The organism is Pseudomonas sp. App30, assembly GCF_047947025.1.
Taxonomy (GTDB): Bacteria; Pseudomonadota; Gammaproteobacteria; order Pseudomonadales; family Pseudomonadaceae; genus Aquipseudomonas.
Map to the genome: position 1 here is coordinate 4,200,513 of NZ_CP133165.1, position 17,162 is coordinate 4,217,674.

A 17,162-nucleotide genomic window follows, 5' to 3' on the forward strand; every position below is an offset into this window, starting at 1 on the left:
CAGCTGCTACGCCAATCTATGTAGCAGCGGCGGGGCGGCCATCCGCCGAAGGCCGCGTCATTGGCTTAAAACCCGTATTCCAACCCCACCCCCGCATACCACGACCGCCCCGGCGCCGCCTCGTAGTAGCGCTTGTTGCTGTCGCCCACGATCACCGAGCCCACGTACTGGCGGTCCAGCAGGTTGTCCAGGCGCACGATCTGGTGGAAGGTCCAGTGGTCGACCTTCTGTTCGAAGCGCGTGCGCAGGTTGAACACCGCATAGGAGGGCGCAGCCTTGTCCTGGTTGGTGTCCTCGACGTAGACCTTGCTGCGGTACATGCCTTCCAGCGCGGTGCTGACCCAGTCCTGCGGCTGCCATTTCAACTCGCCGAACAGGGTGTCCTTGGGCACGCCGGGCAGGTAGTTGCCCTTGTCCACCTGCTTGGCGCTGGTGCCGCTGCCGCTGGTGAAATCGCTGTCGTAGGTGGCGTTGAGGTGGGTGTAGGCCAGCTGGGTGCTCCAGGTGGGCGTCAGCTGGCTGTCCAGCGACAGCTCCAGGCCGCGGCGCAGGGTGCGGCCGGCGTTCTGGTAGCTGGTGCGGCCGTCGGTGGACTCGGCCACCACCAGCTCGTCGTCGGTAGTGATCTGGAACAACGCCGCGTTAATACGGGTGCTGTCGCCGACCTTGGCTTTCAGGCCGATTTCGTACTGGCGGCTTTCCGAGGGCTTGAGGTTGAAGTTGAAGCCCTCGACGTTACCCGGCGCGTAGGCCATTTCCGCCTGGGTCGGGGTTTCGAAGCCTTTGCCGGCGCTGACGTAGCCATGCAGGTTCTCGGTGAAGGCGTACATCACGCTCAGCGACGGGGTGTTCTGCTGGTAGTCCTTGCTGCCGCTGGCGTCGCCGTTGCTGAGGAACTTGTCGTCCACGTCCATGCGCATGGTGCTGTGGCGCACGCCGGCCTGCAGGGTCCAGTCGCCCAGGGCCCAGTTGGCCTGCACGAAGGGGTCGAGGCTGGTGGCGGTGTCGATCTCGTCGCGGGCCATGGCGCCTTTCACGCCCAGGGTGCTGCCCACGTAGTTCTGGTAGCCCTGGCGGTCGTCCTGGCTGCGGTCGTAGTCCAGGCCGGCGATGATCTTCAGGTCGCCGGGGGCGGCCAGGATCGGCTGAATCCAGTGCAGGCTGCCGCCGTAGAAGGTGCGGTCGAAGTTGACCACGCCGCCGCCACGCACGTCGGCGGGGTTGTCCACCATCTTGCCGTTCACAGTGATCTTCTGTGGAATCGACAGGTACTGGATCACGCTGCGCGTGCCGTAGTAGCTGGTGACCTGCAGAGTCGCATCGCCAATGTAACGTTCGTAGTTCAGCCCCACCTGCTGGTGGTCGATGCTCTTGCGCGTGTTGTAGTTCAATGCAGCAGCGGCCACCGAGCGCGGGTCGGCCTTGTAGGCGTCCCAGGTCTGGCCCAACGGGTCCTGGGTGCCGTGCTGCTCCAGGCTGCTGTAGATCAGCGCCAGCTTGCTGTCTTCGTCGGGCTTGAGGTTGAGCTTGGCGAAGGTGGTGTCCCGGCGTGCGGCGCTGTGGTCGCGGTAGCCGTCGGTGTCCATGCGCGAGGCGTCCAGCACGAAGCCGGTGTCGGCGTCGATGCCGCCCTCGGCATACACGTGATTCTTGCTCATGCCATCGCTGCCCATCACCGTCTCGGCACCTACCTTCGGCGCGCCGCTGCCGTCGCGGGAGAACATCTGGATAACCCCGCCGGCGTTGCTGCCGTACATAGTGGCCGCCGGCCCGCGCAGCACCTCGATGCGCTCGGCGGTGTCGAGGTTGAACGTCGCCGCCTGGCCCTGGCCGTCCGGCGTGCTGGCCGGAATGCCGTCGGCAATCAGCTTCAACCCGCGCACCCCGAACGCCGAGCGCGCGCCAAAGCCGCGCGAGGAAATCTGCAGGTCCTGGGCGTAGTTCTGGCGGTTCTGCACCACCAAGCCGGGAATGCGCTGCAGCACCTCCGAGGCGTTGATGCCCAGCTGCCCGTTGTGAATCTGCTCTGCACCGACGCTGTCCACCGAATAGGGCAGGTCGAAGCTGCTGTTCTCGCTGCGCGCGCCGCTGACCACCACCGAGTCGAGCACGATCTCGGGCGCATCGGCCTGGGCCAGGGGGCTGGCCAGCAACAGGCCGGTGAGCAGGGAGCGACGGCGCAGGAAGGGTGGGGCAGAAGTCATCGTGGGGAAAGGTCCGCAAGTGAAGATATGTACTGAATCGGACAAGTTTACCAACTCTGAAGCCCCACCGGTCCCGTAGCAGCTGCCGCCAGGCTGCGTCTGCCGCGCGCGGCGTGTCTGGATAACCGCAGCGCCTGGGACGCGGCCTGGCGGCCGCTGCTACGGGGTTTGGGCTTGGTCCTACGATTGTGTGGGAAATGGCTGGCTTTCAGGGGGCAGGGTTCACCCTAGGCTCCGGGTTCCCAACCTGGAGGATCGCTTCATGCTAGTTCGCGGTGCATTGCTACTGAACCTAACGCTGTTGGCGGGGTGTGCGGAATTCGAAGTGGTAGACCCGGCTGATCGCTGGCCGGAGCCGGTTCAACCGTACCAATGCCAGGGCGATGGGGCGCGGTTTGGGTGTGCGCATAAGTGGCCGGGGTATACGGAGGATTATCATCGTCGGCGCAGGTAAGGCATTTGGGCATCATGGCGTAGGAAAAATCGTTCAACTACATCGGATCCACCTTTCGTTGTCGACGGAATCTGCTGACTTCCTCCCGCAGGTTTCCATGCGCCTAATACCACCCTCTTCCCCTGCAAGCGGTGGCGCGATGCGTAGATTCATACTCTTATCCGTGGGCGGTTTCCTCCTCACCGGCTGCGCCCTGATGGAATGGGCCGCCGACCAGGGCTTCGGCTGGCACCCCGGCGACCCCCGCCAGCGGTTCAAGTGCGACATGGACCCGCTCAAGCCCGGCTGCGCCTATTACCAGCGCGAATACAAGGAACAGCTGCTGAAATGGCGCGAGCCGCCGGCGCTTCTTGAGCAGGAGGGCTGAGCCCCGCGACACCCAGGCAATGCCCCCATATGCAGCCGCCACCGTGAATGCGCTATAATCCCGCCCTTTCGCCGCCGACAGCCCCATGGCCCTCGGCGCATATATTCCGTTGAAAGAGGCTAGACCCTTGGCATTGACGATTCTTGGCCTGTCCGGCGCCCTTAGCCATGATCCTTCCGCAGCCCTGTACATCGACGGCAAGCTGATTGCGGCTGCCGAAGAAGAGCGCTTCGTTCGTGACAAACATGCAAAGAACCGCATGCCCTATGAGTCGGCGAAGTTCTGCCTGGAGCAGGCCGGCATCAAGCCTTCCGACGTTGACGTGGTGGCGATTCCGTTCGCGCCCATCAGCCTGTTCGGCAAGGCCCGCTGGCACTACGCCAAGCGCTACTGGTACGCACCGGACCGCGCCCTCGACGCGCTGCTGATGGGCAACCGCCGCTACAAGCGCTACCGCAACAAGATCGTGTGGTGCCTGGAGCAACTGGGCTTCGACCCGAAGAAAATCAAGATCGAGCCGGTGGAACACCACCTGGCCCACGCCTCCAGCGCCTACCACTGCTCGGGTTTCAAAGAGAAAACCGCGATCCTGGGTATCGACGGCAAGGGTGAGTACGCCACCACGTTCTTCGGCTACGGCGAGAACGGCAAGATCCACAAGATAAAGGAATTCTTCGACCCGGATTCGCTGGGTGGCCTGTACGGCGCCATTACCGAGTTCCTGGGCTTCGAAATGCTCGACGGCGAGTTCAAGGTCATGGGCATGGCGCCGTACGGCGACGCCAGCAAGTATGACTTCTCGCGCCTGGCCAGCTTCGAGAACGGCGAGCTGGTGATCAACACCGACTACGCCAACGTCGTCGGCATCCGCCGCTACAAGGAGAAGGGCAAGGGCTTCTACTTCTCGCCCAAACTGATCGAGTGGCTGGGGCCCAAGCGCGAAGGCGACATCGCCGACGAGCCGTACATCCACTACGCGGCCAGCATGCAGGCGCTGTTCGAGAAGCTGGCGCTGCAGATGATCGACTACTACCTGGGCGACGTGCTCAAGGAAACCGGCAAGCTGGCGTTCGCCGGCGGCTGCGCCCTGAACGTCAAGCTGAACCAGAAGATCATCGCCCGCAACGACGTGAAGGAGCTGTTCGTGCAGCCCGCTTCCGGCGACGCCGGCACTGCCGTGGGCGCTGCCGCCTACGTGTCCCACGCCCGTGGCGTGCCGGTCGAGAAGATGGAGCACGTCTACCTCGGCCCGTCGTACAGCAACGAAGACGTGATCGCCGCCTGTGCCCGTCACCCGGACAAGCCGGCGTTCCGCAAGCTTGAGAACATGCCCGAGCAGATCGCCCGGATCATGGTCGACGGCAACCCGGTGGCCTGGTTCCAGGGCCGCATGGAGTTCGGCCCGCGTGCCCTGGGTGGTCGTTCGATCATCGGCTGCCCAAGCGTGCCGGGCGTGGCTGACCGCATCAACCACCAGATCAAGTTCCGCGAGCGCTGGAGGCCTTTCTGCCCGTCGATGCTCGACACCGTGGCCCCGCAGATGATCAAGATCGACCACCCGGCGCCGTTCATGACCTTCACCTTCGAAGTGGCTGAAGAGTGGAAGACCCGCGTGCCGGAAGTGGTGCACGAGGACGGTACTTCGCGTGCCCAGGTGCTCAAGCGCGAATACAACCCGCGCTACTACGACATGATGAAGGCGCTGGAAAACCTGACCGGCAACGGCGTGTCGCTGAACACCTCGCTCAACCGCCGCGGCGAGCCGATGATCTGCTCGCCTACCGACGCCCTGAACATGTTCTTCGGTTCCGACCTGCAGTATCTGATCATGGAAGACATCCTGGTGGTCAAAGACGGCGCGAACGCTTATGACACGCTCGGCTGAGCGTCATGTGCTGCAGTTCTGCCACGGCTATGACGGGCCGTTCCTGGACTGCGCACGGCAATACGCCAGCCTGTTCGCCGGTACCGGCTATCGCGTGACCACGGTCTTCCTGACCGGGGTCGCCGACCCGCAGGTGGCGGCGGGCTGCGCCAGCGATGAAGTGCTGTTCATGGAATACAGCTCCAAGGCCATTCGTGGCCTGAAGCTGGGCGCCATTCGCGACTTGCGCAAGATTGCCGCCAGTCGCGACTTCAGCTTCTGCATCGCCCACCGTTTCAAGCCCATCTACATCACCCTGCTGGCCACCGCGTTGCCGGTGATCGGCGTGCACCATGCCTTCGGCGACTACCAGCGCGGCTCGCGCAAGCTGTTCGCGCACCTGTTCCGCAAGCGCCTGAGCCTCCTGGGCGTGTCGGACGCGGTGCGCGACGACATGCGCCAGTGCCTGCCCAAGTGGCCGACCGGGCGCATCCGCACCCTGTACAACCGCATCGACGTGGCCGCGCTGCAAACCAGCCAGCTGCCTGCGGCCCAGGCGCGTGAAGCGCTGAAGCTGGACGCCGATGCCTGGATTGTCGGCAACGTCGGCCGCCTGCACCCGGACAAGGACCAGGCCACGCTGCTGCGTGGCTTCGCCCAGGCGCTGCCAACGCTGCCGGCCAGCGCAGAGCTGGTGATCATGGGCACCGGGCGCCTGGAACAGGACCTCAAGGAACTGGCTGCGGAGCTGAAAATCAGCGAACGTGTGCGTTTCCTGGGGCAAGTGCCGGAAGCGCGGCGCTATTTCCGCGCCTTCGACGTGTTTGCCCTGAGCTCGGACAACGAGCCGTTCGGCATGGTGCTGCTCGAAGCCATGGCCGCCGGCGTGCCGCTGCTGGCCACGGCCTGTGGCGGTGCCAAGGAAGTGGTCGAAGGGGTGGGTATCCTGTTCCCCTTCGGCGACGCCGAACACCTGGCCCAGGCCTTGGTACACCTGTCTACACTGGACGGCGAACAACGCCAGGCCTGCGCCGACCTTATGCTGCAACGCCTGGCCGAGCGTTTCTCGGACCAGGCCGTACGCGAGACTTTCTGGCGCTTGCCGCAAGTCACCGACATTACTGCGGAGGCTTGATGCTCAACCGTTTTCAAGGCTGGCGCGAGCGCGGCTGGACCCAGATCGACGCTGGCACTTATGCACAGGCATGGCAGCGTTTTGGCGGTAGCGTGGCCACCCACCCGCTGGTGGTGGAGCGCCTGGCCGGTTTGGCCGGGATCCCGGTGCGCTACCTGGGCTGGGAGCAGGCGGGCGAGCTGCGCGCGGCCATTCCTACCTGGGGTCGCTCGCTGGCCTTGTCCAAGGACGAACTCAAGCGCGCCGGCAAGAAAGGCCTGTTCGACCTGGGCAACGCCGAGCTGATCCTGCCCGCCGCCAGCGACGCCCAGGCGCCGCTGCGGCATGCCGGGCGCTACCTGTCGGAACTCAACCAGGGCCGCTTCGCCACGCTCAAGCCTCAGGCTGAATCGCTGGCCATGGCCCGTACCCCCGAAGACCTGTCGAAGAAGTTTCGCTATAACCAGCGCCGCGAGCTGCGCCTGCTGGAAGAGGCGGGCGGGGTGGTGCGCCCAGTCAGCGACTTCAGCAGCAGCGAACTTGCCGCCATGTACTGCGACCTGTTCCTGCGCCGCTGGGAATTCCCGGCCACGGGCGCCGAGCACATGGCCGAGGTGGTGGAGCTGTTGCGCGAGCTGCTGATCGGTTCGGTGCTGTTCCTCAACGATGCGCCCATCGCCATCCAGCTGGTTTATCGGGTGGAGGCGCCCGAGTGGGTCAGCGTCGAATACATCAATGGCGGCGTCGACCCGCAGACCCGTGCCTTCAGCCCGGGCAGCGTGCTCAGCTTCCTCAACACCCAGGCTGCATGGGAAGATGCCCGTTCCCTTGGCAAGGCGTTGCGCTTCTCCTTCGGCCGCGCTGACCGCGAGTACAAGGATCGTTGGTGCAACCCGGTACCGGTATTCCAGATTTGAGCCGAAAACAGCAGCTCCTCAAGCGTCATCGTCGCAACAAGCGCCTGGCCCTGTTGGTGGGCCTGGTGGTGTTGGTCCTGCTGGGCGTACTGGTGAAGTGGTGGCTGGCGCCGCTGCTGGCCGTGCTGGCCTGGGTGGCCCATGAGGCCTGGTTCGCCGACCACCTGTTCTACGCCCCTGGCGACGACTACCAATACAACTTTGGCGACAGCGCCGCGCAGCCGGCCGTGACCCTGGCCGAAGGCCGCCTGCGCCTGGCCGAGCCGCTGGCACTGGACGGCAGCGAGACGCTGGTGCTGGCAGTCAAGGTCAAGGCCGGCTGGCTGGGGCGCTTGGTCGATCCCCAGGTGGAAATCAGCGGTGGCGGCCAGGCTGACCGCCAGGCCTTCGAGCGTGGCGTCGATGGCCTGCGCTACCTGAACCTGAGCAGCTTCGGCCTGGCCCTGGCGGCGGGCGAGCTGCAATTGCGCGGGCGCCACTGCCGCCTGCAAGGCGAGCCGCAGGCGTGGCTGTGGCGCCACCCGGACCTGCGCCAGCAACGCGTGATGGTCATCGCTCCCCATGCCGACGACGCCGAACTGGCAGCTTTCGGCCTGTACAGCCAGGCGGATACCTGGGTGGTCACCCTAACCGCAGGTGAGATCGAAGCCGAGCACTACCAGGCCATGGGCCTGCCCATGGCAGACGCCGCGCGCCTCAAGGGCCGCCTGCGCGCCTGGGACAGCATCGCCGTGCCGGCCTGGGCCGGCGTGGCCCAGGAGCGCTGCGTGCAGCTGGGCTATTTCTGCCTGCAGCTACCCGCCATGCAGGCCGCGCCTGACCAGCCGGTGGCGTCCCGCGAGGCGCAGCTGGACGACACCCGTCTGTTCCGCCAATACAACCGCATTGCCCTGCCGGGCGATGATGGCGTGCCCAGCTGGAACAACCTGCTGGCCGACCTGCGCGCGCTGATCGAGCTGGCGCGCCCCGAGGTGCTGGTGATGCCCGATGCGGCCATCGACCCGCACCCGGATCACATCTGCTCACAAACTGCCGTGCTGGAAGCCTTGCAGGGCACTGGGTGGCAACCGCACACTTTGTTGGGTTATGCCAACCACCTGCATGACAACGACCGCTGGCCCATGGGCGATGCGCATGCCGGTGTCAGCCTTCCACCTTTTTTTGATGCATCGCAGGTTATGGTGCCGCTCAGCCTGGAGCTGGCCCCCACCATGCAGGTGGACAAGGCCATGGCCCTGGGCATGATGCACGACTTGCAGCCGGCGCCGCCGTTCAAGCGCAAGGTGCGTCGCTGGTTGCAGCAGCTGCTGGCCGGGCGCCGCTGGCCGCCGTATGGCGAAAATGAATTCATGCGCAAGGCCGTGCGCCGCCATGAGCTGTTTTGGATCGGTTCGCCGTCGCGGAGTAAATGATGAAGGTCCTGTTTCTGGTTCAAAAAGAGCAGCGGGTGATCCTGGACCGCCTCTATCAGGCCGTGGCCGACCATTGCGAGTGCGACCTGCGCTGGCTGGACAGCGCCGACCAGCGTGACCTGCGTGGCTACTTCCGCCGTGAGGTGGACGCCAGCCAATATGACCGCATCCTGTTTTTCCTGCGTTTCAAGCAGGAGATCCGCCAAGTGGCGTTCATCCGCAGCGTGCCCAACCTGGTGATCCTGGAGCACGACGCCTACCAGAACTACATTGATTGCAAGTACACCGGCAAATTCAGCCGGCACTACCGCAACATTCCCTGGGTGCGGGTGATCAGCTCCGGCTACCAGGTCACCCAGCGCCTTGCGCAGGAGGGTTTCGACGCCGCCTTCGTGGCAAAAGGCTATGACCAGACGTTGCTCCGTGACCTGGGCGTGGAACGTGACATCGAATTGGCATTCGTGGGCAGCACCGGCAGCGTCGCCTACAGCGGGCGCAAGGCGCTGCTGGATGAGCTGGGCGCGTGTGAAAATCTGCTGGTGACCCGAACGAAGTCCGGTGACGACTATCTGAATACCCTGAACCGTATTCGCTTCTTCGTCAGCGCCGACGTGGGCATGGGCGAGTACATGATCAAGAATTTCGAAGCGATGGCGTGCGGGTGCGTGCTGCTGGCCTACGATCAAGGTGAGGCAGAGAACCGTGCGTTGGGCTTCGTCGACATGCACAACCTGGTGCTGTACACCTCGGTAAGCCAGTTGCAGGAAAAGCTGCAAGCGTTACGCGCCAATCCGCAGCTGGTGCGCGCCATCGCGCAGAACGGCAAGGAGCTGGTGGAGAGCCGCTACGGTTTCGATCGTATCGGCGCGCAGATTGTCGAGGCCATGCAGGCGCCGCTGCGTCCATCTAGTCTTGAGGGAAGCCTGGGCGAGTTCTGGCTGCGGGTGCGCCGATGGGTGTCAGGATAGGGTGTCTACGCAAGGCGGTGACACAGGGATAGGGACCGTTGGACGAAGGCTGTGCCACAGCAGTAAGGGACTGAGCATCAAGATGAAATGGCCATTGGTATCGATACTGGTTCCTTGTTACAACCACGAACTCTACATCGAGGAATGCCTGCTGAGCATCTTGCGGCAGGACTACGACAATGTAGAGCTGATCGTGGTCAATGACGGTTCTACCGACAGCAGCGGCGAAAAGATCAAGGCGCTGGCCCAGGCACACTCATTCCAGTACTACGAACAGAGCAACCAGGGCGTCAGCGCGGCGTTGAACCTTGCCTTGAGCCACGCCCGGGGCGACTTCATCATCACCCCCGATTCCGATGACGTGATGCTGCCTGGCCGCTTGAAGCTGCAGGTCAGCCACCTGCAGCAGCACCCCGAGGTCGGCTGCGTCGGCGGGCGGGTCATCTTCATCGATGCCCGGGGCGCCGAAATCAAGCGCGAGGCCTCAAGCTACGTGGACATCGAGCGCTTCGATTTCGCCCGGTTGCTGGAGCAGGCGTACTCGGTGGGTGCGCCGGTGGCCATGTATCGCCGTGAGGCTATCGAGCGGGTGGGTGGCTATGACCCGAGCATCCGTATCCAGGACTTCCAGATGACGCTGAAAATCGCGCACCTGGGGTACACCATCGACGTGCTGCCGCAGGCGTTGACCCTCTACCGTCGCCACGACACCAACATCTCCAAGACCGCCTACAAAAGCCAGCTGACCTACGACATGCAGGTCATTGACCGCTACAAGGACCACCCCGCCTATGCACGTGCGCGGGTGGCGGTGGTCAACAAGGCGCTCAAGCAGGCGGTGCGGTATGACTACTGTCTGGCTCGCGAGCTGTTCGCCAGCCTGCCGGTGCGCAGCTGGGACCGCGTCACCTGGAAGCGCTTCAGGCGCTACCTGTTCAAATCAAAATTCGGTTTCTCCAAGGAATAAGGCGTGGCATCACTTTACCCCCAGCAGCACCATTTCGATTTCGCCGTGGGCCCTATCCGGGCGGGCGTGCAGCAGTTGCGCGGCAAGCTGGGCATCGCCGGCCTGCTGTTGGGCTTCGGGCTGTTCTGGAGCGTGGCGGGTGTGCTGCTGACGCCGAACCTGAAGTTCTACGTGTGGCTGCTGTCGGCGTTCGCCTACGCGCCAAGCCTGTACCTGCTGGTGCGCCATTACCGTGACGCCGGGGTGATGCTGCGCGAGCGCAAGGAGTTGTGGGGGTACCTGGCGCTGCTGGCGTGGGCGCTGGTGACCCAGGCCTGGCCCATGGACAACCTGGACATGCCGTTGACCATGGTCAAGCGCGAGTCGCTGTTCCTGCTGCTGGTGCTGGGCTGGGCCTTGTGGGGGCGGTTCAACGCCTGGGGCCTGCAGTTGATGATCATCCTCTGGGGCGCGCTGGCGGGGCTGTATGCGTTGGCCGGGCTGGTGACCTACCCGATGCGCCACATCGACCGCCTCTTCGGCTTTGGCGGCTTCATGGACAACCCCAACCCGGCGGCCTATTCGATCGCCTGCCTGATGATAATGGGCCTGACCTGGTGGCCGCGCGCGGGTTGGGCGCGGGTGTTGTGGGGGGCGCTGAATCTTTGCTCGCTGGTGTTCGTGGTGTTGTCGGGCAGCCGTGGCGCGCTGCTGGCGACTGCTGCTGCGGCTATCGCCTATGTGCTGGCCGGGGGCAGGAAATTCCATTGGCTGACTGCGCTGGTGGGCCTGGGCTGCACCGGCCTGGTGCTGTGGCTCGACCCATCGCTGCTGGCGCGGGGCGACTCGGAGCGCCTGGAACTGCTGCGCCAGGCCGTCGGGTTTATCAAGGAGCACCCGTGGGTAGGCATCGGCATCAGTGGTGATTACCGCATGGACATGCCGGGCCAGGACCTGGAGCACTGCCACAACTTCATTCTCGACACCGCCATTCGCTACGGCGTCATCGCCACGGGCGTGTGGCTGGTGATGTGGGGCTGGGTAGGGGTTCAGGCCTATCGCCTGCGGCACCAGGCCCTGGGCATGGCAGCGTTGCTGTTCTGGGTGTTTGCCTGCGTGGCCATCCAGTTCGATGTGTTCGCCCTGTTCGGCCGCAACCGTGCCATGTGGCTGGCGGTGTGGGTGCCGGTGCTGCTGGTCATGTGCCTGCCCCGCAAACCCACCGAAGCCCCGTAGCAGCAACTGTCTTTGTGGGAGCTGGCTTGCCAGCGAGCTTTCAGGGCATCAACAGCTCGCTGGCAAGCCAGCTCCCACAGGGAGATTTCAGGCGGGTCAGCTCAGGCGTTCAGCCAGCTGGCCGCTGTCCCAGCGCTGCGGCGCATGGGTGGCGTAGGCCTGGAAGAATGGCAGGCCGCCGTCCTGCATCAGCCAGTCGCGGTCCTGCTCGTAGCGCAACATGTGCTGGAAGTTGCGCAGGCACAGGCTCTTGCGCAGGGCCCAGGGGTAGGTGCGCAGGTCGGCGATGTCGATCAGCCCCAACTCGCCTTCCGGCGTCATCACCACGTTGCCCAGGTGCAGCGAACGGAAATACACGCCGCGTTCATGCAGCCCGGCGACGAAGGTGGCGAATTGGGTCAGCAGCGCCCGCGGCGGCGGCTCCGCCCCGGTGATCAGCTGGCGCAGGGTGTCGCCGGGCAGTGGCGCGTAGTGCACCACGTCGCGCTCGATCTCGGCCACCCGGTAGGTGGCCAGGATGCGCGGGCAAGGAATGTCACGCTTGCGCAGGGCCTCGGTGTTGCTGGCGAAACGCTGGGCGTAGGGGAACAGGGCGGCGGAGGTGATGACGCGCTTGCGGCGGAACAGCTTGAGGAAGTTGCCATCGGGCAGCAGCAGTACCTTCTCGCCGTGGCCGTCGGCCTCGATCACCCGGGCGCCCTGGCGAAGGACCTGATAGTCCGCGTAGTCGAGTCTTTGCATGCCGGCCCCCTGAAAATAGCCGGCTATCATACCCCAGCCGGGCCCCATACGCTTAACCGGCCGACCCTGTGTTAGTATTTCCGCTCTCTTGTACGTGCAGATTTCTATGAGTCAGTCAGAAAAAGCCGAACCGTCCAGCCTCAAGGTCTACTTCCGCCTGCTGTCTTATATGCGGCCATATGTAGGCATTTTCGCCTTGAGCATCGTGGGCTTCCTCATTTTCGCGTCCACGCAACCGATGTTGGGCTACATCCTCAAGTACTTCGTGGATGGCCTGACCAACCCCAACGCCTCGCTGTTCCCCACGGTCCCTTACCTGCGTGACCTGCGCCTGTTGCAGGCGGTGCCGCTGCTGATCGTGTTGATCGCCGCCTGGCAGGGGCTGGGGTCGTACCTGGGCAACTACTTCCTTGCCAAGGTTTCCCTCGGCCTGGTGCAGGACCTGCGCATCGAGCTGTTCAACAACCTGTTGACGCTGCCCAACCGCTATTTCGACCAGAACAACTCCGGGCGCTTGATCTCGCGCATCACCTTCAACGTGACCATGGTCACGGGCGCGGCTACCGACGCCGTCAAGGTAGTGATTCGCGAAGGCATGACCGTGGTGTTCCTGTTCGGCTCGCTGTTGCTGATGAACTGGCGCCTGACCCTGGTGATGGTTGCCATCCTGCCGCTGATCGCGATCATGGTGCGCACCGCCAGCGGCAAATTCCGCAAGCAGAGCAAGAAGATCCAGGTGGCCATGGGCGACGTCACCCACGTGGCCTCCGAGACCATCCAGGGCTACCGCGTGGTGCGCAGCTTTGGTGGCGAGGCCTTCGAGCGTGATCGCTTCCTGGCCGCCAGCCAGAGCAACACCGACAAGCAACTGCGCATGACCCGCACCGGTTCCATCTACACGCCGATGCTGCAACTGGTGATCTACACGGCCATGGCCGTGCTGATGTTCCTGGTGCTGTTCCTGCGTGGCGACGCCTCGGCTGGCGACATGATCGCCTACATCACCCTGGCCGGCCTGCTGCCCAAGCCGATCCGCCAGTTGTCCGAGGTCAGCTCCACCATCCAGAAAGGTGTGGCGGGCGCGGAAAGCATCTTCGAACAGCTGGACGAGACCCCGGAAGTCGACACCGGCACCGTGGAGCGCGACCGCGTCAGCGGCCGCCTGGAAGTGCGCAACCTGAGCTTCACCTACCCGGAAACCGACCGCCGTGTGCTGGACGACATCAGCTTCAGCGTCGAGCCGGGGCAGATGGTGGCGCTGGTGGGGCGTTCGGGCAGTGGCAAGTCGACCCTGGCCAGCCTGATCCCGCGTTTCTACCACCACGACCAGGGTGAAATTCTGATCGACGGTGTCGAGGTCGAGGACTTCAAGCTGATCAACCTGCGCCGCCACATCGCCCAGGTCACCCAGCATGTCACGCTGTTCAGCGACACCGTGGCCAACAACATCGCCTACGGCGACCTGGCCGGCGCCCCGCGCTCCGACATCGAGAAAGCCGCGGCCGATGCCTATGCCAAGGAGTTCATCGAGCAGCTGCCCGAAGGCTTCGACACCCAGGTGGGCGAGAACGGCGTGCTGCTGTCCGGTGGCCAGCGCCAGCGCCTGGCCATTGCCCGTGCGCTCCTCAAGAACGCTCCGGTGCTGATCCTCGACGAGGCCACCTCGGCGCTGGACACCGAGTCCGAGCGGCATATCCAGGCGGCCCTTGACCAGGTGATGAAAGGCCGCACCACCCTGGTGATCGCGCACCGCCTGTCGACCATCGAGAAAGCCGACCTGATCCTGGTGATGGACCAGGGCCGTATCGTCGAGCGTGGCACCCACGACGAGCTGCTGGCGCACAACGGCTTCTACGCCAAGCTGCACGCCATGGGCCTGGACGAGCCGGTGACCGCCGACATCACCTGACGGCCAATGTAAAGCGCGTGGTACCTGGGGGGCGGCATATGTGTCGCCCCCTTTACGTTGTTGACCAAGGCTAAATATTTCTTCAGCTGCCAGTTGCTATTGTCTGCCCTCGATGCGCGGGTAACCCACACGGGGCCCGCCTTTAACACTCGGGTGCTGCAATGCTGCAACGTATGATCTGGAAGTTGCTTCCAAAGCCCCAGCGGGCGTTCCTGCTGGGGCGCCTGTCCGTGGTCGACCGCCAGGCTGTGAACAAGTCCATGTCCGGCTCCCTGACATTTCCCCAGGCGTTCGCCGAACGCGGCTGCCTGTTCATCCATGTGCCCAAGTGCGCGGGCAGCAGTGTCAGCACGGCGCTGTTCGACGGCTGGTTCCCCGGTCATATTCCCCTGTACTGGTACGAGCAGCAGTTTCCCGAGCAATTCGCCGCAAGCTTCAAGTTTGCCTTCGTGCGCGACCCGCTGGAGCGCGCGTATTCGGCGTTCGCCTACCTCAAGGGGCGCCCCAACGCCCGCGACGGCCAGGCCCATGCCATGGTCAGCCGCTACAGCGACTTCAACACCTTCGTCAGCCATTGGCTGCATGGCGACAACCTGCGCAAGCAGATCCATTTCGCGCCGCAGACCGATTTCCTGGTGGACTCCCTGGGCCACCTGTCGATGGACTTCATCGGCCGCCAGGAGCATATCCAGCGCGACTTCGGCCAGCTGTGCGAGCGCTTCGGCGTGAGCCGCGAGTTGCCGCTGGTCAACCGCTCGCGCAACCGGGTCGAGGCCTTGGCCCGTGAGTTCTGCAGCGTACGAACCCGGCGCCTGGTGCGCCGCGCCTATCAACGTGACTATGAGTTGCTTGGCTATGAATGAAGTGCTGCTGCGCCGTGGTGAACGACCACAGATACGCCCCTATACCCTGGCCGTGCCGGTGCAGGCCCGGGCCGCCATCAAGGGCCAGCGCCCGCGGTGCATCTGGATGACCGGGTTGTCGGGGGCCGGCAAGTCGACCCTGGCCAATGCCCTGGAGGTGCAACTCAATCAGCGCTCGCTGCACACCTTCCTGCTCGACGGCGACAACGTGCGCGGCGGGCTGTGCAACGACCTGGGCATGAGCGCGGCGGCGCGCAGGGAGAACATCCGCCGGGTTGCCGAAGTGGCGCGGCTGATGGTGGACGCCGGGCTGATCGTCATCGTCTCGGCGATTTCGCCGTTCCGCGCGGAGCGTGACGCCGCGAAGGCGCTGTTCGGGCCGGGCGAATTCTTTAGCGTGTATGTCAGTACCTCGTTCGCCACCTGTGCGCGGCGCGACCCCAAGGGCCTTTACCAGAAAGCCCTGAGCGGCCAGATCAAGGATTTTACCGGCCTGGACAGCCCTTATGAGGCCCCTCTGGACGCAGATTGCGACATCGACACCGAGCTGCTGGACCTCGGCCAGGCCACCGCCATGCTGCTGGACCGCCTGCAGATCCCTTGAGCGAGCCAGCCGGTCGCATGCCTTCTGAAGGCAAGCGCCGCCCTGTGCTAATATCGCGCCCTTGTCTATTTTGTATGTGGGTTGCCCATGAAGTTGTCCATGCCGCGATTCGATCAAGCCCCTGTCCTGGTGGTCGGCGATGTCATGCTCGACCGCTATTGGCATGGCGGTACCTCACGCATTTCGCCTGAGGCACCGGTGCCGGTGGTACGGGTCGAGCAGATCGAGGATCGCCCAGGTGGCGCGGCCAACGTTGCCCTGAACATCGCCGCCCTTGGCGCCCCCGCTTCGCTGGTGGGTGTCACCGGCCAGGACGAGGCGGCCGAGAGCCTCGCCAACAGCCTGCACGCTGCAGGCGTGCGTGCCCATTTCCAACGCATCGCCCACCAGCCGACCATCGTCAAGCTGCGGGTGATGAGCCGCCACCAGCAACTGCTGCGCATCGACTTCGAAGAACCCTTCGCCACCGATCCGCTGTCGCTGGGCGCCGAAGTCGACGCCTTGCTCGAAGGCATCAAGGTGCTGGTGCTGTCCGACTACGGCAAGGGCGCGTTGAAGAACCACCAGAGCCTGATCCAGGCTGCCCGCGCCAAGGGTATCCCGGTGCTGGCCGACCCCAAGGGCAAGGACTTCTCCATCTACCGTGGCGCCAGCCTGATCACCCCGAACCTCAGCGAGTTCGAGACCATCGTTGGCGGTTGCGCCGATGAGGCCGAGCTGGTGGCCAAGGGCGCCAAGCTGATGAGCGACCTGGAGCTGGGCGCCTTGCTGGTGACCCGTGGCGAGCACGGCATGACCCTGCTGCGCCCGGGCCACCCGGCGCTGCACCTGCCAGCCCGTGCCCGCGAAGTGTTCGACGTGACCGGTGCCGGCGACACGGTGATTTCCACCCTGGCCGCTGCCATTGCCGCGGGCGAGGAACTGCCCCACGCCGTGGCCCTGGCCAACCTGGCTGCGGGCATCGTGGTTGGCAAGCTGGGTACCGCGGCCATCAGCGCCCCGGAACTGCGCCGCGCCATCCAGCGCGAAGAAGGTTCGGAGCGCGGTGTGCTGGGCCTCGACCAGCTGCTGCTGGCGATCGAGGATGCCCGCGCGCACAACGAGAAGATCGTCTTCACCAACGGCTGCTTCGACATTCTGCACGCCGGCCACGTAACCTACCTGGAGCAGGCCCGCGCCCAGGGCGACCGGCTGATCGTGGCGGTCAACGACGACGCCTCGGTGAGCCGCCTGAAAGGCCCGGGCCGGCCGATCAACAGCGTCGACCGGCGCATGGCCGTGCTCGCTGGGCTGGGCGCAGTGGACTGGGTGATCAGCTTCAGCGAAGGCACCCCGGAAAACCTGCTGACCCACGTGCGTCCCGACGTGCTGGTGAAAGGCGGTGATTACTCGGTGGACCAGGTAGTGGGCGCCGACATCGTCAGCGCCTACGGTGGCACCGTGAAGGTGCTGGGGCTGGTGGAGAACAGCTCGACCACCGCCATCGTCGAGAAAATCCGCAGCAACTGACGCCCTGCGTAGCCGCTGCCGCAGGCTGCGCTGGCCCTGTGCCTCGCCGGAGAT

General features: G+C 64.6%; 14 protein-coding genes. 12 read left to right on the forward strand and 2 right to left on the reverse strand.

The window, feature by feature from the left end:
* Positions 1 to 65: 65 nt before the first annotated feature.
* Positions 66 to 2,204: a TonB-dependent receptor family protein gene (locus RAM80_RS19595; protein WP_416422104.1), complete on the reverse strand. Its 2,139-nt coding sequence runs from the start codon at positions 2,202 to 2,204 to the stop codon at positions 66 to 68.
* Between the two features lie 593 nt (positions 2,205 to 2,797).
* On the opposite strand from RAM80_RS19595, the gene RAM80_RS19600 reads away from it, so the two are divergent.
* The 8 genes from RAM80_RS19600 to RAM80_RS19635 all read left to right on the forward strand — a co-directional run bounded on the left by RAM80_RS19600 (position 2,798) and on the right by RAM80_RS19635 (position 11,482).
* Entirely contained in the window at positions 2,798 to 3,025 is a 228-nt protein-coding gene (locus RAM80_RS19600; RefSeq protein WP_416422105.1) for a hypothetical protein, read from the forward strand.
* 127 nt (positions 3,026 to 3,152) lie between these two features.
* Positions 3,153 to 4,910, forward strand: a complete 1,758-nt coding sequence (locus RAM80_RS19605) for a carbamoyltransferase (protein WP_416422106.1) — start codon at positions 3,153 to 3,155, stop codon at positions 4,908 to 4,910.
* On the forward strand, positions 4,894 to 6,024 hold the full coding sequence (locus RAM80_RS19610) for a glycosyltransferase (RefSeq protein ID WP_416422107.1): 1,131 nt from the start codon (positions 4,894 to 4,896) through the stop codon (positions 6,022 to 6,024). Before RAM80_RS19605 ends, RAM80_RS19610 begins: the two co-directional genes overlap by 17 nt.
* Positions 6,024 to 6,920 (forward strand): antimicrobial resistance protein Mig-14, encoded by an 897-nt coding sequence (locus tag RAM80_RS19615; protein WP_416422108.1) that lies wholly within the window; start codon positions 6,024 to 6,026, stop codon positions 6,918 to 6,920. The genes RAM80_RS19610 and RAM80_RS19615 overlap by 1 nt, the downstream gene beginning before the upstream one ends.
* A complete protein-coding gene (locus tag RAM80_RS19620) occupies positions 6,917 to 8,332 on the forward strand; it encodes a PIG-L deacetylase family protein (RefSeq protein ID WP_416422109.1) in 1,416 nt (471 codons plus the stop codon). The genes RAM80_RS19615 and RAM80_RS19620 overlap by 4 nt, the downstream gene beginning before the upstream one ends.
* Positions 8,332 to 9,300, forward strand: coding sequence for a glycosyltransferase family protein (locus RAM80_RS19625; RefSeq protein ID WP_416422110.1), 969 nt, complete (start codon positions 8,332 to 8,334; stop codon positions 9,298 to 9,300). The genes RAM80_RS19620 and RAM80_RS19625 overlap by 1 nt, the downstream gene beginning before the upstream one ends.
* 82 nt (positions 9,301 to 9,382) lie before the next feature.
* Positions 9,383 to 10,267 (forward strand): glycosyltransferase family 2 protein, encoded by an 885-nt coding sequence (locus RAM80_RS19630; RefSeq protein WP_416422111.1) that lies wholly within the window; start codon positions 9,383 to 9,385, stop codon positions 10,265 to 10,267.
* 3 nt (positions 10,268 to 10,270) lie between these two features.
* Entirely contained in the window at positions 10,271 to 11,482 is a 1,212-nt protein-coding gene (locus tag RAM80_RS19635) for an O-antigen ligase family protein (protein WP_416422112.1), read from the forward strand.
* A 96-nt stretch (positions 11,483 to 11,578) separates the two neighbouring features.
* Here the strand turns inward: RAM80_RS19635 and RAM80_RS19640 are convergent, their stop codons facing one another.
* Positions 11,579 to 12,223: a toluene tolerance protein gene (locus RAM80_RS19640; protein WP_416422113.1), complete on the reverse strand. Its 645-nt coding sequence runs from the start codon at positions 12,221 to 12,223 to the stop codon at positions 11,579 to 11,581.
* Between the two features lie 106 nt (positions 12,224 to 12,329).
* Between RAM80_RS19640 and msbA the strand changes: the two genes are divergently transcribed.
* The 4 genes from msbA to hldE all read left to right on the forward strand — a co-directional run bounded on the left by msbA (position 12,330) and on the right by hldE (position 17,108).
* Positions 12,330 to 14,132 (forward strand): lipid A export permease/ATP-binding protein MsbA, encoded by a 1,803-nt coding sequence (msbA, locus tag RAM80_RS19645; protein WP_416422114.1) that lies wholly within the window; start codon positions 12,330 to 12,332, stop codon positions 14,130 to 14,132.
* Positions 14,133 to 14,293: 161 nt separating this feature from the next.
* Positions 14,294 to 14,995, forward strand: coding sequence for a sulfotransferase family 2 domain-containing protein (locus RAM80_RS19650; RefSeq protein WP_416422115.1), 702 nt, complete (start codon positions 14,294 to 14,296; stop codon positions 14,993 to 14,995).
* Positions 14,988 to 15,599 carry an adenylyl-sulfate kinase gene (gene cysC, locus RAM80_RS19655; protein ID WP_416422116.1) on the forward strand — a complete coding sequence of 204 codons (612 nt, stop codon included), beginning with the start codon at positions 14,988 to 14,990 and terminating at the stop codon, positions 15,597 to 15,599. The genes RAM80_RS19650 and cysC overlap by 8 nt, the downstream gene beginning before the upstream one ends.
* Positions 15,600 to 15,686: 87 nt before the next feature.
* Positions 15,687 to 17,108, forward strand: a complete 1,422-nt coding sequence (gene hldE / locus RAM80_RS19660) for a bifunctional D-glycero-beta-D-manno-heptose-7-phosphate kinase/D-glycero-beta-D-manno-heptose 1-phosphate adenylyltransferase HldE (RefSeq protein WP_416422117.1) — start codon at positions 15,687 to 15,689, stop codon at positions 17,106 to 17,108.
* The last annotated feature ends 54 nt before the right edge of the window (positions 17,109 to 17,162 follow it).